At 38.1% G+C, this 20,098-nt stretch carries 22 protein-coding genes, 1 pseudogene and 1 other annotated feature; of the genes and pseudogenes, 20 read left to right on the top strand and 3 right to left on the bottom strand.

Features of this window, described 5'->3' with window-relative positions; all coding sequences use genetic code 11:
- Positions 1-25: 25 nt before the first annotated feature.
- Together JJN12_RS10930 and JJN12_RS10925 are read right to left on the bottom strand one after the other, a co-directional pair.
- Positions 26-538, bottom strand: coding sequence for a hypothetical protein (locus tag JJN12_RS10930; protein WP_208429716.1), 513 nt, complete (start codon positions 536-538; stop codon positions 26-28).
- Between the two features lie 331 nt (positions 539-869).
- Complete coding sequence (locus JJN12_RS10925) at positions 870-1,031, bottom strand: antitoxin VbhA family protein (protein ID WP_208429715.1); 162 nt, start codon at positions 1,029-1,031, stop codon at positions 870-872.
- Between the two features lie 204 nt (positions 1,032-1,235).
- Here JJN12_RS10925 and JJN12_RS10920 point away from each other — a divergent pair, with 204 nt between their 5' ends.
- The 3 genes from JJN12_RS10920 (at position 1,236) to JJN12_RS10910 (ending at position 3,178) form a co-directional block, all read left to right on the top strand.
- Positions 1,236-2,285: a macro domain-containing protein gene (locus tag JJN12_RS10920; protein ID WP_208429714.1), complete on the top strand. Its 1,050-nt coding sequence runs from the start codon at positions 1,236-1,238 to the stop codon at positions 2,283-2,285.
- A gap of 178 nt (positions 2,286-2,463) precedes the next feature.
- Positions 2,464-2,670 carry a hypothetical protein gene (locus tag JJN12_RS10915; RefSeq protein WP_208429713.1) on the top strand — a complete coding sequence of 69 codons (207 nt, stop codon included), beginning with the start codon at positions 2,464-2,466 and terminating at the stop codon, positions 2,668-2,670.
- Positions 2,651-3,178, top strand: a complete 528-nt coding sequence (locus tag JJN12_RS10910) for a zeta toxin family protein (RefSeq protein ID WP_208429712.1) — start codon at positions 2,651-2,653, stop codon at positions 3,176-3,178. The genes JJN12_RS10915 and JJN12_RS10910 overlap by 20 nt, the downstream gene beginning before the upstream one ends.
- 159 nt (positions 3,179-3,337) lie before the next feature.
- Here the strand turns inward: JJN12_RS10910 and JJN12_RS10905 are convergent, their stop codons facing one another.
- Positions 3,338-4,717, bottom strand: coding sequence for an IS4 family transposase (locus JJN12_RS10905; protein ID WP_208428079.1), 1,380 nt, complete (start codon positions 4,715-4,717; stop codon positions 3,338-3,340).
- 224 nt (positions 4,718-4,941) lie between these two features.
- On the opposite strand from JJN12_RS10905, the gene JJN12_RS10900 reads away from it, so the two are divergent.
- The 17 genes and pseudogenes from JJN12_RS10900 to JJN12_RS10825 all read left to right on the top strand — a co-directional run bounded on the left by JJN12_RS10900 (position 4,942) and on the right by JJN12_RS10825 (position 20,088).
- Positions 4,942-5,145, top strand: coding sequence for a hypothetical protein (locus tag JJN12_RS10900; protein ID WP_208429711.1), 204 nt, complete (start codon positions 4,942-4,944; stop codon positions 5,143-5,145).
- 438 nt (positions 5,146-5,583) lie between these two features.
- The gene (locus tag JJN12_RS10895; RefSeq protein WP_208429710.1) at positions 5,584-6,963 is read left to right on the top strand and encodes an IS4 family transposase; all 1,380 of its coding nucleotides are present in this window, start codon (positions 5,584-5,586) and stop codon (positions 6,961-6,963) included.
- Between the two features lie 287 nt (positions 6,964-7,250).
- Positions 7,251-7,946 carry a vWA domain-containing protein gene (locus tag JJN12_RS10890; protein ID WP_208429709.1) on the top strand — a complete coding sequence of 232 codons (696 nt, stop codon included), beginning with the start codon at positions 7,251-7,253 and terminating at the stop codon, positions 7,944-7,946.
- 91 nt (positions 7,947-8,037) lie between these two features.
- Positions 8,038-8,814: a hypothetical protein gene (locus JJN12_RS10885; protein WP_208429708.1), complete on the top strand. Its 777-nt coding sequence runs from the start codon at positions 8,038-8,040 to the stop codon at positions 8,812-8,814.
- Between the two features lie 52 nt (positions 8,815-8,866).
- Positions 8,867-9,096 (top strand) — a binding site (T-box leader).
- Between the two features lie 159 nt (positions 9,097-9,255).
- Positions 9,256-10,350 (top strand): ABC transporter substrate-binding protein, encoded by a 1,095-nt coding sequence (locus tag JJN12_RS10880; protein ID WP_208429707.1) that lies wholly within the window; start codon positions 9,256-9,258, stop codon positions 10,348-10,350.
- A gap of 202 nt (positions 10,351-10,552) precedes the next feature.
- Positions 10,553-11,434 carry an ABC transporter permease gene (locus JJN12_RS10875; protein ID WP_208429706.1) on the top strand — a complete coding sequence of 294 codons (882 nt, stop codon included), beginning with the start codon at positions 10,553-10,555 and terminating at the stop codon, positions 11,432-11,434.
- Positions 11,431-12,204: an ABC transporter ATP-binding protein gene (locus tag JJN12_RS10870; RefSeq protein ID WP_208429705.1), complete on the top strand. Its 774-nt coding sequence runs from the start codon at positions 11,431-11,433 to the stop codon at positions 12,202-12,204. The genes JJN12_RS10875 and JJN12_RS10870 overlap by 4 nt, the downstream gene beginning before the upstream one ends.
- 238 nt (positions 12,205-12,442) lie before the next feature.
- Complete coding sequence (locus tag JJN12_RS10865; RefSeq protein ID WP_208429704.1) at positions 12,443-13,024, top strand: rhomboid family intramembrane serine protease; 582 nt, start codon at positions 12,443-12,445, stop codon at positions 13,022-13,024.
- A 185-nt stretch (positions 13,025-13,209) separates the two neighbouring features.
- Positions 13,210-14,244 (top strand): threonine aldolase family protein, encoded by a 1,035-nt coding sequence (locus JJN12_RS10860; protein ID WP_208429703.1) that lies wholly within the window; start codon positions 13,210-13,212, stop codon positions 14,242-14,244.
- Positions 14,245-14,363: 119 nt separating this feature from the next.
- Positions 14,364-15,209: a MerR family transcriptional regulator gene (locus JJN12_RS10855; RefSeq protein ID WP_208429702.1), complete on the top strand. Its 846-nt coding sequence runs from the start codon at positions 14,364-14,366 to the stop codon at positions 15,207-15,209.
- 134 nt (positions 15,210-15,343) lie between these two features.
- Complete coding sequence (locus JJN12_RS10850; protein WP_208429701.1) at positions 15,344-15,607, top strand: type II toxin-antitoxin system RelB/DinJ family antitoxin; 264 nt, start codon at positions 15,344-15,346, stop codon at positions 15,605-15,607.
- On the top strand, positions 15,608-15,868 hold the full coding sequence (locus JJN12_RS10845; RefSeq protein ID WP_208429700.1) for a Txe/YoeB family addiction module toxin: 261 nt from the start codon (positions 15,608-15,610) through the stop codon (positions 15,866-15,868). It abuts the gene before it with no gap.
- A 90-nt stretch (positions 15,869-15,958) separates the two neighbouring features.
- Positions 15,959-16,399: an Rrf2 family transcriptional regulator gene (locus JJN12_RS10840; RefSeq protein ID WP_208429699.1), complete on the top strand. Its 441-nt coding sequence runs from the start codon at positions 15,959-15,961 to the stop codon at positions 16,397-16,399.
- Positions 16,400-16,450: 51 nt separating this feature from the next.
- Positions 16,451-16,624 (top strand): annotated as a pseudogene (locus tag JJN12_RS14640) (macro domain-containing protein); the annotation flags it as partial.
- Between the two features lie 447 nt (positions 16,625-17,071).
- Positions 17,072-17,569 (top strand): nitroreductase family protein, encoded by a 498-nt coding sequence (locus tag JJN12_RS10835; RefSeq protein WP_208429698.1) that lies wholly within the window; start codon positions 17,072-17,074, stop codon positions 17,567-17,569.
- A gap of 242 nt (positions 17,570-17,811) precedes the next feature.
- Positions 17,812-18,657 (top strand): amidohydrolase family protein, encoded by an 846-nt coding sequence (locus JJN12_RS10830; protein ID WP_208429697.1) that lies wholly within the window; start codon positions 17,812-17,814, stop codon positions 18,655-18,657.
- A 504-nt stretch (positions 18,658-19,161) separates the two neighbouring features.
- Positions 19,162-20,088 carry an SIR2 family NAD-dependent protein deacylase gene (locus JJN12_RS10825; protein WP_208429696.1) on the top strand — a complete coding sequence of 309 codons (927 nt, stop codon included), beginning with the start codon at positions 19,162-19,164 and terminating at the stop codon, positions 20,086-20,088.
- Positions 20,089-20,098 lie beyond the last annotated feature (10 nt).

Below are 20,098 nucleotides of genomic sequence, written 5' to 3'. Positions count from 1 at the left end.
TGTAGTTCAATGATTATTGTATGTGTTATCTCTCTCTGCACTCATCACAGCCGCAGCTGTCAATTGAACAGGAGTCCTCATCCTCATAATCGTCCTCTTCTTTGTGTTCCTCTTTGTCTTCTTTTTTGTCCTCTTCACTGCGAGAGCAACAACATTCAGACTTTGCATCGTTGTAGAATTCTACTTCGATGTCCTTGTCATCCTCTGCGTTTTCTTCGCCGTCTACTTCGCCTTTGGCTTTCTCTATTTCTGCCTCAAATTCATCAAGCTTTCTGCGGAGTTCGTCACGCTCTTCTTTTGTCATCTCGACAACAGCATCCATTGCTTTTTTAGCCTTGCTCTTTACTACAGTTTCCTTAAAATCTCTAGCTGCTTTTTTGCCTTCATGGATAATCTTGCTGCCTGTAGCAACCTTCTCACCCTTTTCGGAAAGTTTTTCAATCACTTCCCCAGCAGCCTCGGCAGCTACAGCAATAGCTCCTATACCGGTGTAGGCTATTTTCTTTGCAATGTCCTTAAATTCATTCTTATCACTCATAATAAACCTCCTAATATTTCGGCTTTTTATCGACCATACGATATTATATGGATTATAACATTGTTTTTTAAAAAAGGCAAATAAAATTATAAAAATTAAGAAAAAGTTCACATTTTTGTAAGCGTGGCTTTTAATTTGCTTCCCCAGGTATTATATAAAAAAGAGAAAACTATCCTCAATCAGCATATAATGGGCATTTTGGAAATCAGCTTACACTTTTCTAGGGGAATATTTAGAGATTCACCACACTTTTCTAGGGGAATATTTAGAGATTCACCACACTTTTCTAGGGGAATATTTTGTTCATTTTCCTTATAACTTATTCTCCGTCTTATTTAACTTGATATTTGTTATAAAGGATACGGCGTATATCATCGCCGGTTATTTCCCCTCTTTTTTCCTTTTCAACAAGCTCTAAAAATTCTTCAGACGGTTTTACTCCATCTATCTGGGCAAGACCAATTGCAAAATCCCAAGCCTTTTCATTTGTCATTATAATTACCTCCAATCTATGATAAATACACTATTTATTATAATATAAAGTACAGGTAGAATCAAATTATTCTATTGGATTCTGGTTGTAATATGTATATAATAGATATATTACAGGTTATGAAAATAAGGATATATTTTACAACCTATATGCAGCAATTAAACTATTTATTTCAGAAAAAACTTAAGCGACCAGGAGAATCCTATGCCTTTTAGAATAATCAGAGATGACATTACAAAAGTAAAAGCTGATGCCATAGTAAATCCGGCAAATCCTGAGCCTGTCATCGGTGGTGGAGTGGAGTCTGCCATCTACGAGGCGGCGGGCAAAGAGAAGCTCTTAGAAGCACGAAAAGAGTTAGGGAGACTGCAACCGGGAAAAGTTGGAGTTACCGAAGCCTTTAATCTAGCCGCAAAATACATAATACATGTAAGTGGACTCTATTGGAAAGGTGGTAATTCGTTTGAAGCCAGATGCCTTAAAGAATGTTATGAAAAAGCTCTAAAAGCTGCACTGGATAAGGGGTGTAAGAGCATAGCGTTTCCCCTTCTTGGGACTGGTACATACGGTTTTCCTAAGGATATCGGGTTAGATGTTGCAGTCAGTACATTTACGGAATTTTTAGAAGAATATGAGATGGAGATAACCCTTGTCGTATTTGATAATGAAGCTGTAAATGTAAGTGGCAAGCTTGCCTACGAGGTTAAAAGCTTCATAGATGATAAGTATGCCCACGAGGTTTTAGAAACTGAATACAAAAAAGATAGAAATATAGAACGTTACGCATTGCCTAACGAGAGATTTCATCTGCTCTTAAAAGAAGAGACTTATGATGTACCTGACAATACCTGTACTAAAGAGACTTTCTCTGCAGAGCCATCAGGCTCTTTAGAAGCTGCCCTAAAAAATATCTACAAGGAGTCCTTTGAGAAGCATTTGCAACAGCTAATCAATAAAAAAGGACTAAAGAATTCCGAGGTGTATGCAGCAGCCAACATATCCAAGCAGTATTTTTCAAAGCTCCTTAAAGGGCAGGTAAAGCCGTCAAAGGATAAGATGCTTGCACTTGCGGTAGGACTTAGGCTCAATATGGATGAGACAGCTGATTTTTTGCGGATAGGTGGTTACGCATTGTCGCCTATATCTCAGACGGATACAGTTGTAGAATATTTCATCAGGAAGCAGGAATATAATGTCTTAAAAATAAATATCGTACTGTTTGACTATGGTCTGGAACCGCTTTCAAATGGTTGATTTGAATCTTGCATCAAGTAAACTTAAAAGGTCGCCCTAGGGTTGACCTTTTTTATGCACTTTGAGGTATGATGATATCACAAAAAAAACAAAGAGGATGCTTTTTTGAACCGTTATTCTAATTTTGGAGAATCGGAATCAACAAATGACCACTGTTTATAGGAAGGAGGAAAAAACCATGGAATATACAACTGATGAAGCTGCTAAAAATATGCATGAAGCATATTTAAAATGTAAGACTGTTTTTGATCCAAAACACTTATTGGTAAATAATAGGGTAGATTTTGAAAGTGAGGATGAGGAATTTTTCTACAAAATCGTGGGTGATTTTTTCTTACAAAGAAAACAAATGGAGACTATAGAACATGAAAAATATGGAAAATAATAAAATTTATACCTTGTTTGCGGGAGTAAATGGTGCTGGGAAAACGACCATTTACCGCACAATGGGATTTGATGAAAATGAAAACAGAGTGAATGCAGATGAAATTCTTGCTGCAAGTGGTGGTGATTGGAGTAATCAGAATGACCAGATGAAGGCAGGCAGAGAAGCTTTAAGTAGACTGAATTCCTTTATTAAACAGGGTGTTTCATTTAATCAGGAATCAACCTTAACCGGGCAGACTATTCTAAGAATCATTGAGAAGGTAAAAGAAAACGGATTTTTAGTTAATTTATATTATATTGGATTAGATAGTCCGGAACTGGCAATAGAACGAGTTAAGCGTAGAGTTGCAAATGGTGGACATGGGATTCCTGAAGATGTCATAAGAAAGAGATACGAGGCATCTTTAGACATGTTAACAAGAGTAGTGCCATTGTGCGATTTTGTAGTAGTTTATGACAATTCCAAAGCATATAATAAAGTTGCGATATATAAAGATGACAACTGACATTGTATTATGAAGGATGCAGTTGGTTTAAGATATTAAATAATAGGGTTATAAATGCTCATGTTGGACTGTACAGTACAATAATTGACTAAGACTTCCCATACCTAAAATGGGATCCGTACCTTGAAAATTCAATACTTCAGCTACTAAAATAACGATTTATGCCACTACAGCCTCCGGATGGAGCGCACTACGCAGATATTCAGGTAGTCTTGCTTCAAAATCAGCAGTAAAAGCAGTCAACTGCTCATCACTGAGCTTTAAGATTACCTGAAGGCTTGCCATCAAGGCATCCATCAGGATGCCAAGTGATCTGCTGAAAGTAATGTCTGCCATTTCATCGACAAGGAAGAAGAACAACTCACCAAGGGTTCTCTGATCTTCATTTTGACGTTGCTCCATTGCAATTAACATATATCTGGTAAGCACAATTGCTACGTGGGCTGTTAGTGCATCATAAGATAAGCTATGGCATTCTCCAATAAGATTCAGCATAGATTTGCAGGTTTTGAAAAAAACCTCAATTTGCCAGCGTTTTCCATAAATACGGATAATCTCTTCTTCGGAAAGGGTAGTATCTGTGCAGATAAAAGCAAGCCAGTCCTTGCGATTAGCTTTGTTCCTTACACAAACAATCTTTGCCGGAATTGGATTCTCCTTTCCTACCATAACACAGACAGAAAGCAGATACTTTGATTTGCCACGGCGCTTTTTGTTCCGGGAATAGATCTCTTTGATATTCAGTTGCTCACCACAGTGTGAATACTTGATTCGACTGCTTTTCTTAATCATAGCAATTACGTCCATACCTTTTGAATGGATAGCTGTGATTTGAGCGGGGTTTGAAAACCAGGAATCAAAAAGGACATAATCAGCTTTCAGCCCTGCACTGAGAGCAGTATCCAACAGTGTCATCATTGCTTCAGGAGCTTTTGTCTGAGCAAGTTTACGCCTTTTACCTGCAAGGGTTCTGTTATCAAAGTGTTTTACAGGACCGATGATATTTGTATCTTTTGCAGATGCTAACAAGCAGCTGTTCACCGGGATAAGTGTATTTCCATCGCTCCAGCTTAAGGTAAGCATACGAAATCCTTTTTTGAAATGCATATCCGTGTGATCGAAAACCTTTGACCCCAGCTCAGTTTTCTTGCAGCTGGTGCGATTGAAAAGACTGTCATCAATGATGAAAACATTTTTCCTTTTATCATCTGTTAGGTTTTTGAGATCATTATTTACGATGTCAGCAGCAAGAAGAGAAGTAAAACGAAGCCAGTTTGTTTTTACCGAATTAAGGAAACGATAAAAAGTGTTCTTTGAAAAATCTTCCTTAAAAGAACCGGTACGTTGTTGCATATACATACTTCTTCCAACGAAAATGTTGCTGAGTTTGTAACGAAGCAAAGAAACAGGTGAAACACCTTTTTCTTTCATCCCATTACATCTGGCAATAAGCCTGCCAACATGATGTCTGGAAAAAAATCTTCGAACACAGTCAATTAAGTTATTCTCATCGAAATGATTTTGTGTTATACTGGACATGGCATAAATCTCCTTTGTACAATGGTTTCTTGTCAATTCCATTATACCAAACTGGGTAGGTTTATGCCATTCTTTATTGGCTGAAATATTGAATTTTCAAGGTTCAACACACCGTATTGGTGTGGGAAGTCTTAGTAATTGAATTAAAAAAAGATATCCCCACGGATATATTAAGCCAGCTTAAAGAAAATATTGAGTCTGCTTTTTCTAACAGGGCTGGTACCGTGAAAAACACTGGTACAGATCCGTATTACTTTGTATTTGCCGGTGGAGAAGATGAGTATGGGTGTCTTGACTTAGGTACGCTTGAACTTAAAAATGAGAAACTTTTTTTAAATAATGTACTGAAATGGGACTGGATAGAAGATAATCCGAGGGAATGTTGTGACCTTATTGAGGTTTTCTTAAAAAGAGGAACTAAGAATTGATGGTTTGAAAAAGTAATTACTTTTGATTTGGATAATGATGGTCTTAAAATATGCTATCATAAGCATCATTGTAGCTAAAGCCAAAACTTTTTCAAGGGACTTTTTGGATGAAGTATCAACTTTTTCAAGGGACTTTTTGAATGAAGTATCAACTTTTCCAAGGGACTTTTTAGACAAAGCATCAACTTTTTCAAGGGACTTTCTATGTCTTTGTAGCAGTCAAGAAAAGTAGACACAAAAAATGTTTTTCCTTTTTTTCTTTTTTCAAAAGTGGACACTGGCCACGCTTTTAACTATTATTTACTAAGACTTCCCACACCAATACGGTGTGTTGAACCTTGAAAATTCAATATTTCAGCCAATAAAGAATGGCATAAACCTACCCAGTTTGGTATAATGGAATTGACAAGAAACCATTGTACAAAGGAGATTTATGCCATGTCCAGTATAACACAAAATCATTTCGATGAGAATAACTTAATTGACTGTGTTCGAAGATTTTTTTCCAGACATCATGTTGGCAGGCTTATTGCCAGATGTAATGGGATGAAAGAAAAAGGTGTTTCACCTGTTTCTTTGCTTCGTTACAAACTCAGCAACATTTTCGTTGGAAGAAGTATGTATATGCAACAACGTACCGGTTCTTTTAAGGAAGATTTTTCAAAGAACACTTTTTATCGTTTCCTTAATTCGGTAAAAACAAACTGGCTTCGTTTTACTTCTCTTCTTGCTGCTGACATCGTAAATAATGATCTCAAAAACCTAACAGATGATAAAAGGAAAAATGTTTTCATCATTGATGACAGTCTTTTCAATCGCACCAGCTGCAAGAAAACTGAGCTGGGGTCAAAGGTTTTCGATCACACGGATATGCATTTCAAAAAAGGATTTCGTATGCTTACCTTAAGCTGGAGCGATGGAAATACACTTATCCCGGTGAACAGCTGCTTGTTAGCATCTGCAAAAGATACAAATATCATCGGTCCTGTAAAACACTTTGATAACAGAACCCTTGCAGGTAAAAGGCGTAAACTTGCTCAGACAAAAGCTCCTGAAGCAATGATGACACTGTTGGATACTGCTCTCAGTGCAGGGCTGAAAGCTGATTATGTCCTTTTTGATTCCTGGTTTTCAAACCCCGATCAAATCACAGCTATCCATTCAAAAGGTATGGACGTAATTGCTATGATTAAGAAAAGCAGTCGAATCAAGTATTCACACTGTGGTGAGCAACTGAATATCAAAGAGATCTATTCCCGGAACAAAAAGTGCCGTGGCAAATCAAAGTATCTGCTTTCTGTCTGTGTTATGGTAGGAAAGGAGAATCCAATTCCGGCAAAGATTGTTTGTGTAAGGAACAAAGCTAATCGCAAGGACTGGCTTGCTTTTATCTGCACAGATACTACCCTTTCCGAAGAAGAGATTATCCGTATTTATGGAAAACGCTGGCAAATTGAGGTTTTTTTCAAAACCTGCAAATCTATGCTGAATCTTATTGGAGAATGCCATAGCTTATCTTATGATGCACTAACAGCCCACGTAGCAATTGTGCTTACCAGATATATGTTAATTGCAATGGAGCAACGTCAAAATGAAGATCAGAGAACCCTTGGTGAGTTGTTCTTCTTCCTTGTCGATGAAATGGCAGACATTACTTTCAGCAGATCACTTGGCATCCTGATGGATGCCTTGATGGCAAGCCTTCAGGTAATCTTAAAGCTCAGTGATGAGCAGTTGACTGCTTTTACTGCTGATTTTGAAGCAAGACTACCTGAATATCTGCGTAGTGCGCTCCATCCGGAGGCTGTAGTGGCATAAATCGTTATTTTAGTAGCTGAAGTATTGAATTTTCAAGGTACGGATCCCATTTTAGGTATGGGAAGTCTTAGTTATTTATTTTCAAAAATAGACATACAGCATATTTTTTACTAATCCTCCTTTTCAAAAGTAGACACATCAAAGTAAAATCTGATTCCGGATAAAGAGGCTGATTTGAAGCTTGTATCATTTAAACTTAAAAGGTCGCCCTAGGGTTGACCTTTTTTCCTGCCTTTCGAGTTATGATGATATCACCAAATAAAAACAAAGAAAACGGAGGTATCATTATGAGTAAAGGTTACACAGAGATAGTTTACATTTTGGACAGAAGCGGATCTATGGCAGGGCTTGAAGCGGACACAATAGGTGGCTTCAACTCGATGATTGAACAGCAGAGAAAGACAGGGGAAAAGGCTTTGGTTTCGACTCTGCTTTTTGACACTGAACACGAGGTATTACATGACAGAGTGCAGATTGACAAGGTTAAGGCTATGACTGACAAAGAGTATTTTGTAAGAGGAGGTACGGCTCTCTTAGATGCAGTAGGCGGTGCGATTGACCACATCGGTAATGTTCATAAGTACGCAAGGACAGAAGACAGACCTGAGAAGACCATTTTTGTAATCGCTACTGATGGTATGGAGAATTCAAGTTTTATATATTCATACGATAAAGTACAAAAAATGGTTAAAAGGCAGCAAGATAAGTATGGCTGGGAATTTATTTTCATCGGAGCCAATATCGATGCCTATGCAGAAGCTGAGAGATTTGGCATACATAAGGATAGGGCAGTAAACTACGTATGTGATGGAGTTGGTACAGCTGGTATGTATCACGCAGTAGCAAAGGCTGTTAGTACAGTGATGACTGCGGACAGTGTAGCGGAGGTCAGTGCCTGCCTTGATAACAGTGGCTGGGATAAAGAAATAAAAGAGGATTATGAGAGAAGGGGAGGAAAGATGAGGACCGCACAGAAATATTAATGGATTAAATAAACTCTCAAATTTTCTGTAGCAAAATATTATTATTTATGATATAATATTGTTACACCATAAATATCCGGAGGATGAAACGATGAAGACATTGTTTAGCGAACAGAAAATAGTTATTGAGAATCCTAAATACACAATTTCTCTAAATGCGGAGGGACTTTCCTACAATACAGCAGATGGAAAAAAATCACTTGAGATTAAGTTTTCCGAGGTAGGTGCAATCTTGCCGATGAGATACTGCAATTCTAATCAAAGTTACAACCTTATATTTAGAGATAATCAGGGGAAAAATATCTGTGACATAGATACAGATACAAAGGCTAACAACGGGCACAACATTTTAGAAACCAAGCTTATTCTGGTCGCATTTGCTGCATATAAGCTTACACAGGCATTTCCTGACAATTTATTTACCCTTGACCTTACCCTTGGCTTTAACCTTAAAGAAAAGGAGATAAGGATTGCAAACGGAGTTATAAGTGGTGCAAAGCATAAGGTCGATATCAACAGGATATGCAGAGCAAAGTGTGTGACAAACGGCACTATAAGCAATCTGGCAATCTACACCAAGGAAAAGGGTGGCTTCTTTGACACTCCTGACATGACCCTGCCTGTAAATGAGATTACTCTGCCTATCATTGAAGCCGCTATGGTTAGAAACACAGGCAGGGGGATTGACTTTAGCAGGGGAGATGGATTCGGACAAAAAACTTCTGAATTTGTTATCATCCGATATATGGAACCAAACTTCTTTGTAGGAGAAGACGGAACCATAAAGGAGGAATGGCAGCAGAAGGCATACGAGAGCATCAGACAATACGGATACACTGTTGCAGAGCTTGTAGGCAGCAGATTATAAAAAATAATTTTCCCTATTGACATCTTTATCACAATCAGTTATCATATCAAACATCAAACCTGTGAGGGAGAGTAGTAGTTAAGGGTTACTCATACCAGAGAGCTGTGATGGTGGAAATCAGCATGAGGAAGCTTAGTGAATGGACTCCTGAGGGCTTATCCGAACCAAGTAGGGTAAGACGGAGTGATGACCGTTATATTCATTACCTGTGTGATGGCACGGGGTAAAGATGGTGCATTTGCATCAAATTGGGTGGCAACGCGGATAATATTCGTCCCAAGTAGAAGTTTTTCTTCTGCTTGGGGCTTTTTTTATTTGGCAGAGATAAATATTTCTGTAAAGTTAGATTTACTTATAGCCTACCTTATTTAGAGCTAAATGAACATCTGAATACTATAACTGTGTAGGTCCATTAGCTTACACCAAAAAGGAGAAATGGATATGAGAAAATCAAACAAAATGGTAGCATTAGGACTTGCACTTACACTTGCGGTATCAGCACTTACTGGCTGCGGAGCTAATAAGCAGACTTCTTCAAGCGCTTCTAAGTCAGGCAGCATAGCTAATACTTCTACACAGTCAGGCAGCACTTCTAAGTCAGGAAGCTCTAGCACCGCTTCATCGGGAAGCCAGGCGACAAGTGGAGACAAGGTAGTTGTAGGTATAGGACAGTTTGCAGAGCATGGCTCACTTGACAACTGCAGAGAGGGCTTTATTAAGGGTCTTGCAGAAGGAGGCTATAAAGAGGGAGAAAACCTTGAAATAATCTACGAGAATGCAGGAGCAGACAGTGGTATAGCAGCCCAGATAGCCAATAATTTTGCAGCTAAAAAAGTAAATCTAATCTGTGCAATCACAACACCAATGGCTCAGATAAGCTATAGCGCTGCAAAGGATACGGACATTCCTGTTGTCTACACAGCCATTACCAACCCTGTAGCAGCAGAGCTTGCAAAGGAGGATGGCAGTTCAGTGGGCAATATCACCGGTACAAGCGACAAGCTCCCTATCAAAAAGCAGCTTGAAATGATTAGGAAGATAATGCCTGAAGCAAAGAAAATCGGCATTCTCTACTGTACAAGTGAGGTAAACTCAGAAATGTCAGTTAAGGAGTACAAGGAAGCCGCTCCAGAATACGGCTTTGAAATAATAGAGCAGTCAGTAACAAGTTCCGCAGATGTGCCTCTTGCAACTGACAGTATACTAACAAAGGTTGACTGCTTAAACAACATATTAGACAACACAGTGGTAAACAGCCTTGACATAGTTCTTGATAAGGCTAAAAAGGCAGGCAAACCAGTATTTGGAAGCGAGATAGAGCAGGTTAAAAAGGGCTGTGTAGCCAGCATGGGACTTGATTATGTATATGTAGGAGAAGAGACAGGTAAGATGGCAGCAAAGGTGCTTAAGGGAGAGGCAAAAGCAAGTGATCTGAAGTTCCTTACCTTTGAAGAAGCTGACTTATACGGCAATGAAGAGGCTGCTAAGTCTTACGGACTTACACTTCCTGAAGGATATAAAGAAGTAGGAAAGTAAAAAGACTGAATATGGCTCGTTCAAAAATGGCTTGCCATAAAAAATAATTATTTACTCTTATTTAGCTGTGTCAAATATTGTAGGTGACACAGCTAAATAAGCAGTGACATTATATGGAATAGTAGCATTTCAAGGAGTTAAAGATAGATTTGACTCATAGCTAAATGCTTGTACTTTATTTTAATAGATGTGGGAGGCTAAAATGCAGATTATATTGGGAGTGCTTACGGAGGGGCTTGTGTATGCCATTCTCTCCTTGGGCGTGTACATTACTTATAAAATACTTGATTTTCCAGACCTTTCTGTGGACGGAACATTTCCACTCGGAGCGGCAGTAACTGTAGCTATGATTCTTCTTGGAGCACCGATTCCCCTTGCCATGCTTGTGGCAACAGCGGCAGGAGTCATCTTTGGAGTGGTTACGGGAATTATCAATGTAAAGCTTAAGATTCGTGACCTAATCTCAGGCATCATAGTAATGACAGCTCTTTACTCTGTAAATCTTAGAATAGCAGGAAAGGCCAATGTACCGCTTTTTAGCAAACAGACTTTGTTTGAAAACGATGTCCTTGCGAAAATATTTCCTGAGGGAATGAAGCAGTACAGCAACCTCATCATACTAGTAATCATTGTTTTGATTGCAAAAATCTTGCTTGATTTTTACCTTAAAACTAAGTCAGGCTTTTTACTTCGTGCAGTTGGTGACAATGATGTGCTTGTAACCAGCCTTGCAAAGGACAAGGGAAATGTGAAGATACTTGGACTTGCCATTGCAAATGGCCTTGCAGCCCTTGCCGGAAGCGTATATTGTCAGATGAACGGCTTCTTTGAGATATCTATAGGCACAGGAACCGTAGTTATTGGACTTGCAAATGTAATTATTGGAATCAGCCTTGTGAAGCATTTTAACTTTATAAAGCCTACTACAGCTGTAGTAATAGGTGCCATCATCTACAAGGCATGCGTATCCGTAGCTATCTCTATGGGACTTGCGCCATCCGACTTGAAGCTTATCACAGCAGCTCTGTTACTGATTATACTTGCGGCAGGCAATCTTAAAAAGAGGAAAGGAGGCAGGGCATGATTGAGCTTAAGAATATTTACAAGTACTACAATCCCGGCACCGTCAATGAAATGTGCCTCTTTGAAGATTTTAACCTGAATATAAAAAAGGGTGAGTTTGTATCAGTTATAGGAAGTAACGGCTCAGGCAAGACCTCTATGTTAAATCTCATATGTGGCAGTATCCCTCTTGATAAGGGAGACATAGTGATAGAGGGAAAGAGTATTGCAAGGCTTCCAGAATATGTGAGAAATAGGAGGATAGGCAGGGTGTATCAGAACCCTTCCCTTGGAACCTGTCCTGAGATGACGATACTTGAGAATCTCTCCCTTGCGGATAATAAGGGCAAGAAGTTCGGGCTTTCCTTTGGAATAAATAAGGCTAGGATTGATTATTATAAAGAAATATTATCGGGACTGGGTCTTGGACTTGAAGACAAACTAAATACAAAGGTGAAGTCTCTTTCAGGCGGTCAGAGACAGGCTCTAACCCTGCTTATGTCAACTCTCACTCCTATTGAGTTTCTGATTCTTGATGAGCATACTGCGGCTCTTGACCCCAAGACTGCTGACCTTATTATGGAGCTTACCGACAAGGTGGTAAAGGAGAAAAAGTTGACGGCCATTATGGTAACTCATAACCTAAGATATGCTGTGGAGTATGGGAATAGGCTGCTTATGATGCATCAGGGTAAGGCTGTTATAGATAAGGCTAAGGAAGAGAAGGCTAAGATAACAGTAGATGATATACTTGGGAAATTTACGGAAATTAGTATTGAGTGTGGGAACTGATATGTGGTATAATATTATATACTAAGTGACGCCCCTACCTCTGTAAGTACCAAAAAAGTTCAGAGTGCTTCGCACATTCACTTTTTTGGTAACTTACAGACGGGGCTGATTAAAGACTGGGTATGATATTATGCCACTTATTGCGTTGAGGAGATGTTTTGGTAACTTACAGACAGGCCTGATACATCTTGGCGTGATAACATACCACTTATTATGTTGTAAGAAGGAGAAGGATATAATGAACAAAGGTTTTAAGATTTCGATTAATTCACCTGTAGTACTGGGATTTTCAGCGATATGTCTGATTGCGCTGGCTCTTAATATATTTACTAAGGGGGCGACTAATAAGCTGTTTTTTATGACCTATCATTCTTCGCTTACCAATCCGATGACCTACCTCAGATTTTTCACCCATGTTTTCGGTCATAGCGGTGTGGATCATTTTATGGGAAATATTACCTATATCCTGCTCTTAGGTCCGCTGCTTGAGGAAAAGTACGGAAGTAAACTCCTCATACAGTCGATAGTAATTACTGCTCTTATTACAGGACTTGTGAATTATATACTATTTCCGAATGTAGCCCTTTGTGGAGCAAGTGGAGTGGTTTTTACCTTTATTTTACTTAGCTCATTTACAGGCTTCAAGGACAGAGAAATACCACTTACCTTTATATTGGTAGCTGTCATCTTTATAGGACAGCAGGTGTATGACGGTATTATGGTCAGGGACAATATTTCCAATCTCTCCCATGTACTTGGTGGTGTTGTAGGCTCGGTTATGGGATATTTGCTTAATAAGAACGGAATTAAGAGAGGGTGAGAAATAAAAAGCTTGCAAAATTTTTAATAATATAGTATGATGAGTCTGACCAATAAATTAAAGAATTAGCAAGACACAAAATAAACCCTAAGGAGCCGTCAACTTCCTTAGGGTTCTTTTCTTAACTGCGATAAATTATAGGTATAATATTTATAGTTTTTAGTAATTAAAAGAGAGGAGACAAAATGATTAGATTTAACAACGACTACAATAAGCCTGCGCACAGTGAGGTGCTTAAGGCGGTTATGGATATAAGTGATGTAAGTTACCCAGGATACGGGCTGGATGAGCTTTGTGAAAAAGCTAAGGCTGAGATAAAAAAATACATAAATAAGCCTGAGGCAGAGGTGCATTTTCTTGTAGGGGGCACACAGACTAACTTCATCGTGATAACTTCTGCGCTTAGGAGCTATCAGAGCGTAATCAGTGCAGATTCAGGTCATATTAGCGTACACGAAACCGGAGCGATAGAAAATACAGGGCATAAGGTTGAGACAGTAGCAGGAAAAGATGGCAAGCTTACTGCTGCACAGGTAAAAGAGGTGGCAGAAAATTATAGAATCAGCGGTGTAAAGGAGCATATCACAGAGCCCAAGATGGTTTATATTTCATTCCCTACAGAGTATGGAACTATCTACTCTAAGAAGGAAATTGAAGAAATAAGTGCGGTCTGCAAGGAGTATGACCTCTATTTTTTCATAGATGGAGCAAGGCTTAGCTATGGACTGGCAGCAGAGGGAAATGATGTAACTATGGAAGATTTGGCGAAGTTTGCGGATGTATTCTACTGTGGTGGTACGAAATGCGGAGCAATGTTTGGTGAGGCAGTTATCATTACCAACAAGTCTCTTATGTCAGGCTTTAGAAGCTATATGAAGCAAAACGGTGCCCTCCTTGCAAAGGGTTGGCTCCTTGGAGCGCAGTTTAATGCTCTTTTTGAAGATGGGCTTTATTTTAAAATGGCCAAATCTTCAGTAAAATATGCAATGAAGATAAAGAAAGCCTTTAAGGATAAGGGGATTAAAACCTACATAAAAAGCCCAACCAATCAGCAGTTTGTGATACTAAGCAGGGGGCAGATGGATAAACTTTCCCCAAAATACGCCTTTGAATATGAGGGGAGATATGACGAAGACTCCCATATAGTAAGGTTCTGTACAAGTTGGGCTAATACTGAGGCTGAGGTTGATGAGCTGGTAAAGGATATTGAGAGGTTATAAAAATTAAAAGTTAGAATAAAGGCAGTTTTAAGCCAAACTTTGGATTTTTACTAAAGATATTAATCCCCTTGACCTGTCCCTTAGGGACTGTACTACACTGTAGGCAGGAGGTGATGACTATGTTAAGAAATGAAATACAAAGATTGACCGGTCTTACGAGAAAGGCAATAGAGTATTATGAAGAAAGAGGGCTGATTTGCCCGAAAAAGTCTGAGAAAGGCTATAGAGACTATAGTGAGAAGGATATACAAATCTTAAACAAGATATCTCTTTATAGGAAGGTGGGACTAAGTATAACTGAGATTAAAAATGTATTGAACTATAATACCTTGTCATCTGCGCTTCGGAAGAAACAGCATGAATTAGAAGTAGAAGAAAAAAGAAAGGATATACTGGAGCTGCTTATAAAGGGAGAAAATGACAATGTAATTCAAGAAAGACTTGAACTTCTTGAAAATGGAGAGACTATTTATGAGAGACTTGAAAGAGCTTTTCCGGGATATTTTGGTATGATGATATTTAGCGCATATCAGCCTTTTTTAAGCGAGCCGTTAAAAGAATCAGAAACTTCAGCTTATAATGAGTATATAAACTATCTGGACAGCCTGCCAACATTTGAATTATCTGAAGAAGAAAGAGATTACATTGAAAAAAACACTGCTGGTTTAGGGATAAATGAATTAAAGGATGTAAACAATGCTAAGATTAAAGCTGTAGAAGACATCAAGCAGTGGTGGACTGAGAACAAGGATACAGTAACTAAATATGAGGAATTTAAAAACAGTGATGAATACGCAAGCAGTCTAATGAAGAAAATATATGATAAGCTTAAAAAATATATGGAGGATAATAATTACTATGAGACTGCAATTCCTCTTATCAGGCAATTTAGTAAAACCTATGATGATTATTACAAGAAGCTGCTTGAAGCAAATGATGAGTATATGAAACTGCGTAAGATATAAAATTTACAAAATAAATAAGTAAAATATGCTGCCCTGCCAGAATAGGTGGGGCTATTTTTGATAAAGTATTATTCTTTACTTTTTCTTTATAATAGCTTATACTATAATCAGTATAAAAAATGGAGGTAGTTATCATGGCACAGGTAGTTAATGTTAATTTCAAGTTAGATGCGGATATTAAGAAAAGCATGGAAGAGGCTTGCTCAGAAATGGGGATTTCTATGAGTGCGGCATTTAAGATATTTGCAAAAAAAGTAGGAAGAGAAAAAAGAATTCCATTTGAAGTATCTGCTGATCCGTTTTATTCGGAGAGTAATATGAAACATCTAAGAAGAGGTATTGCTGCTCTTAATGCGGGAAATGGTGTGGAACATGAAATGATAGAGGTGGCCGAATAAATGAAAAAGATATGGTTTGATGAGGCATGGGAAGATTATATTTATTGGCAGTCACAAGATAAAAAAACATTAAAACGGATTAATTCTCTATTAAGAGATATTGAAAGAGATAATTTTGATGGAATTGGAAAACCAGAGCCTTTGAAAGGTGAGCTTAGTGGATTTTGGAGCAGGAGAATTGATGATAGTAATAGATTTGTTTATAGAATAAAAAATGGCATATTGGAAATTCTGTCTTGTCGAGGTCACTATGATGATTAGAACTAATGTTGGATAGGTATTTTATAAATCTGGTTGTAAGCGTTGACATTACATTTAGTTGGATATAAAATATCTTCAGGAGGAAGATTAATGCAGATATCAAGTAGGTTTACAGTGGCACTACACATATTTACCTGTGTGGACACTTTTAAGGGAGAATACAAGATTACAAGTGACTTTTTAGCAAGCAGTATCAATACAAACCCTGTCATTATAAGGAATATACTAACCAAGCTTAAAAATGCAGGGCTTATCACTGTTGCCAGGGGAACAGGTGGGATTACACTTACAAGACCTTTGTCGGACATATCGTTTTACGATGTTTATCAGGCAATCGAGCCGGTTGAAAATGGAGAATTGTTTCATTTTCACGAAGCTCCAAATCCAAACTGTACTGTAGGAAAGAATATACATGGACTTCTTGACGGTAAGTTAAAGTCCATTCAGTCAGCTATGGAAAATGAAATGAAAAAATATACACTTTCAGACCTACATACCGGAATGCAGGAACTGCTTAAGAAAGAAGCGTAAAATGAATATTACAAATCTTCAAAGAGAGAGACTGGACTATCTGGCTAAAGAATTGCTTTTTGTTGCATTTCAACGGGAGTATTCTGCTTTCCCAATAGAAGGGCAGCAGAGATAGCCGTTAAGACTGTCAAAGAATGGCTGTCAGAGAATGAAGGACAGATTGACAGAGTTATTTTCAATGTGTTTAAGGATGAGGATAGGGAGATTTATGAAGCAATTGCATAATTCTAAGTTGTAGGGCTGATGGGTTTGTTTGTTGACTAAGTTACGCCTCCACTAATAAATGTCCAGACTCGCTCCGGTTTTTCTGTAAGATGCTACTTAAGAATAGTTCCGTTGACGAAAAACCTAATGCGCTCGCTTAGGCATTATTAGTTCCGGCTGTTTAATTGATAAATGATAACAAACAAATGCATCAGCCACAAGGGGCAGGTTGGGGTAGCTGTCTTTAATTTGGCATTCGAGTTATTATTTGTATAGATTTACGGTGCCAGCTCCGAATGATAAATTCTAAGCGAGCGCATTAGGCGGAGCGAAGCGGATGCCGGAGCGAGTCTGAAATGTTATCATTCGGAGCGTCAACTTAGTTTAGATTATATAACTCGACAAATTAGAATTTATGGAGACAGGCAATGCAATTAAATTCACTTATAAAATTACAGGAGGTTTAAGATGAATAGTATTTTTCACAGAGTTAGCGTTAGGAAATATGATGATTGTCCGGTTGAAGAGGATAAAATAATGACGGTCATAAAAGCGGGAATGCAGGCTCCAAGTGCAGGTAATCAGCAGCCTTGGGAGTTTTACGTTATTACAAATCGTGACAAAATTAGAGAACTCTCAAAGATAAGTCCTTATGCAGCCTGTGCGGCTAACGCACCTGTTGTCATTGTTCCGGTGTACAGGAAAGAAGGTCTTAGATTTCCTGAATATGCAGAGATTGATATGGCTATTTCACAGGAAAATATGTGGCTGGAGGCAGATTATCTAGGCCTTGGCGGTGTATGGCTCGGAGTAGCACCTGTAAGTGAGCGAATGGAGGCTGTAGCCAAAGTACTGAACCTCCCTGATGATAAAGTTGCATATTCCTTATTCCCTATGGGATATCCTGCGGAAGAGGGTAAGCAGCAGGATCGCTTTGATGAGGCAAGAATACACTATGTTTCCTGACAATGTCCTTAGTGCTTTCACACTTATTTCGGTCGCAAATTCGGTCGTAAAATTTTACGATTGAAATTGCAAATGAATTCGGTTAAATCATAAAAGGAAAGAACATAAATTTACGATAAATGTATATTCGGTTAATGTTAACATTAGAATAGTTATATTATATATAAGAGCTTGAAAATTTTGGATATTTCCAGCTTGATCATGCAAGAGATTAAGCTGGTATAAATATGGAGGTAGGGCTTTTGGTAAATTGGAAGGATATTCCTAAAATTGATGCACACATTCATCTGATGCCTGAAGATGTGATTCAAGCTAATTCGGGACATGGCTATGTATTTATAGACCATGGCAGTGTAGATGACTATAAAAAGATAATGGAGAAGTATAATATTGACTTGGCTTTTGTCATGCCATTTAATGATCCTTATATGCTCTCCATGGATTTTAAGGTTGAAACTGTTCATTCAAATATGCTTGCTATGGTACAGAAGATGCCTTTGAAACTGCGTTGTTTCGCGGATGTTGACATTAGAAAAAATATCAATGAAACAATAAATGAATTAGATAAGGTGATAGCTAGGGATGAATTCATAGGAATAAAACTTCATCCGAGTAATGCAGGATATCCCATAGATGGATGCTATTATGAAAAAATAATTGAATATGCAAGCAAAAAAGATATTTTAGTTGAAATTCATTCTTACCCTAAGGAACATTTACAGGATGATGTCTGTTCTCCAAGCCGGATTAAAAATGTATTAAAGAAATACCCTAATGTAAGGCTGTCAATTGCTCATTTGGGAGGATTTCAAGTGGAAGACTTGTATGGTCTTAATGCATATTTTAATTTCTCTGCAATACTGCCTGATTATGTAAATAGATTTGGAATAAAGAGGACAAATGAGATACTGCGCTTGATAGGTGTGGATAAACTGGTTTTTGCAACGGATTTCCCGGATAGCAGATGCTTAAAACCAAAGGAAATCTATGACAAATATTTTGAAATACTTAATGAAATGGACTTTTCTCTGGAAGAAGCTGAGAATATATGCAGAAACAATGCCTTGAAGATGATTGATAAAATATAAATATATGAACAGAAAGACTAAATTGGTGGCTAAGGCTGCTAATTCAGTCTCACTGAGTGATTTTGGGCTTACTATAGTAAAGTTTGCCTGGCTGTTCTGCGTACATAATGACTATATTTAGGCAGTCTTAAAGCAGTTGTTTGTGACAATGAAGTTTGTGAAAGTTGAAATGTATGGAATGCATTTATGTTAAATTTGTAAAAATAATAAATGCAGAGGTACGAAATATAAGCTATAACAATGTTGGATATTTACAGTTGGGAAATGGGGAGTGTTTGTACAATAGAACAGATTAGATTAAAGCCAACCGAAATTACAGTGCATACTGGGTTTTGGTTGGCTTTTTGATAACAATTATTTAGGTAGATGTAACTGTTGACATTACAACTAAAACATGCTATATTTTACATTGAAAGATGAAATGACTAAGATTACAACGGCTTTGTGAATTGATTAAGTTAACAATAATCAAACATAAATTATCCAATGAAGGGAGAATAGGCTATGAACTATTTTAGAGAGCGCATGTCAGAGGGAACAGGAACAAAGGAAGAACAGATTGCGAAGTTAAAAAAGGCACTTACTTCTGAAGAATCGATAGTTATAGGTGCGGGTGCAGGGCTTTCAACATCTGCGGGATTCACTTACAGTGGAGAGAGATTTAATAAATATTTCTTTGATTTTGCAGGGGAATACGGAATTAGTGATATGTACTCCGGTGGATTTTATCCTTTTCCTGATGCAGAAACAAGGTGGGGCTGGTGGGCTAGGCTTATTCACTTTAACCGCTATGTCGATGCACCTAAGCCTGTTTATAAGGAATTGTTATCTCTCGTAAAAGATAAGGATTATTTTGTTATTACTACAAATGTAGACCATCAGTTTCAAAAGGCCGGCTTTGATAAGAAAAAGTTATTTTATATTCAGGGAGATTATGGCTTATTTCAAAGTGTAAATCCTGAGATTAGAAAGACTTATAATAACGAAGAATGGGTGATGAAGGCTATAAAGGCGGAGGGCTTTGTAAAAGATGAAAACGGTATTTTTACGGCTCCAGAAGATGGAAAGATATCTATGGCAATTCCTACTGAATTGATTCCAACCTGTCCTGATGACGGCTCCGCTATGACGACTAACCTTAGAGTTGACTACAGCTTTGTAGAGGATGATGGCTGGCATAAGGCAAACGAGGCTTACAATGAATATATAAGAAGCCACAAAGATGCGAGGACATTGTACCTTGAGTTGGGGGTTGGTGCCAATACTCCTGTGATAATCAAATATCCTTTTTGGCAGTTTGTGAAAAGTAATGAAAATGCTGCATACGCCTGCATAAACTACGGAGAAGCATTCTGTCCGGAGGCTATTGAGGATAGAAGTATTTGTATTGATGGAGACATAGGAAATGTGGTAGAATTATTAAAAGGATAATGATGGGAGA

This window comes from Catonella massiliensis, assembly GCF_016651435.1.
Lineage (GTDB): Bacteria > Bacillota > Clostridia > Lachnospirales > Lachnospiraceae > Catonella > Catonella massiliensis.
The sequence above is the reverse complement of the archived record's forward strand: the minus strand, read 5'-3'. Positions and strand labels throughout refer to the sequence as shown.

Coding starts and splice junctions, on each gene's coding strand:
- JJN12_RS10845 (WP_208429700.1), top strand. CDS start 15,608: ATGAAAAAGATATGGTTTGATGAGGCATGGGAAGATTATATTTATTGG.
- JJN12_RS10825 (WP_208429696.1), top strand. CDS start 19,162: ATGAACTATTTTAGAGAGCGCATGTCAGAGGGAACAGGAACAAAGGAA.
- JJN12_RS10890 (WP_208429709.1), top strand. CDS start 7,251: ATGAGTAAAGGTTACACAGAGATAGTTTACATTTTGGACAGAAGCGGA.
- JJN12_RS10875 (WP_208429706.1), top strand. CDS start 10,553: ATGCAGATTATATTGGGAGTGCTTACGGAGGGGCTTGTGTATGCCATT.
- JJN12_RS10925 (WP_208429715.1), bottom strand. CDS start 1,031: ATGACAAATGAAAAGGCTTGGGATTTTGCAATTGGTCTTGCCCAGATA.
- JJN12_RS10870 (WP_208429705.1), top strand. CDS start 11,431: ATGATTGAGCTTAAGAATATTTACAAGTACTACAATCCCGGCACCGTC.
- JJN12_RS10915 (WP_208429713.1), top strand. CDS start 2,464: ATGGAATATACAACTGATGAAGCTGCTAAAAATATGCATGAAGCATAT.
- JJN12_RS10895 (WP_208429710.1), top strand. CDS start 5,584: ATGTCCAGTATAACACAAAATCATTTCGATGAGAATAACTTAATTGAC.
- JJN12_RS10910 (WP_208429712.1), top strand. CDS start 2,651: ATGAAAAATATGGAAAATAATAAAATTTATACCTTGTTTGCGGGAGTA.
- JJN12_RS10920 (WP_208429714.1), top strand. CDS start 1,236: ATGCCTTTTAGAATAATCAGAGATGACATTACAAAAGTAAAAGCTGAT.
- JJN12_RS10885 (WP_208429708.1), top strand. CDS start 8,038: ATGAAGACATTGTTTAGCGAACAGAAAATAGTTATTGAGAATCCTAAA.
- JJN12_RS10850 (WP_208429701.1), top strand. CDS start 15,344: ATGGCACAGGTAGTTAATGTTAATTTCAAGTTAGATGCGGATATTAAG.
- JJN12_RS10840 (WP_208429699.1), top strand. CDS start 15,959: ATGCAGATATCAAGTAGGTTTACAGTGGCACTACACATATTTACCTGT.
- JJN12_RS10865 (WP_208429704.1), top strand. CDS start 12,443: ATGAACAAAGGTTTTAAGATTTCGATTAATTCACCTGTAGTACTGGGA.
- JJN12_RS10930 (WP_208429716.1), bottom strand. CDS start 538: ATGAGTGATAAGAATGAATTTAAGGACATTGCAAAGAAAATAGCCTAC.
- JJN12_RS10905 (WP_208428079.1), bottom strand. CDS start 4,717: ATGTCCAGTATAACACAAAATCATTTCGATGAGAATAACTTAATTGAC.
- JJN12_RS10835 (WP_208429698.1), top strand. CDS start 17,072: ATGAATAGTATTTTTCACAGAGTTAGCGTTAGGAAATATGATGATTGT.
- JJN12_RS10860 (WP_208429703.1), top strand. CDS start 13,210: ATGATTAGATTTAACAACGACTACAATAAGCCTGCGCACAGTGAGGTG.
- JJN12_RS10880 (WP_208429707.1), top strand. CDS start 9,256: ATGAGAAAATCAAACAAAATGGTAGCATTAGGACTTGCACTTACACTT.
- JJN12_RS10855 (WP_208429702.1), top strand. CDS start 14,364: ATGTTAAGAAATGAAATACAAAGATTGACCGGTCTTACGAGAAAGGCA.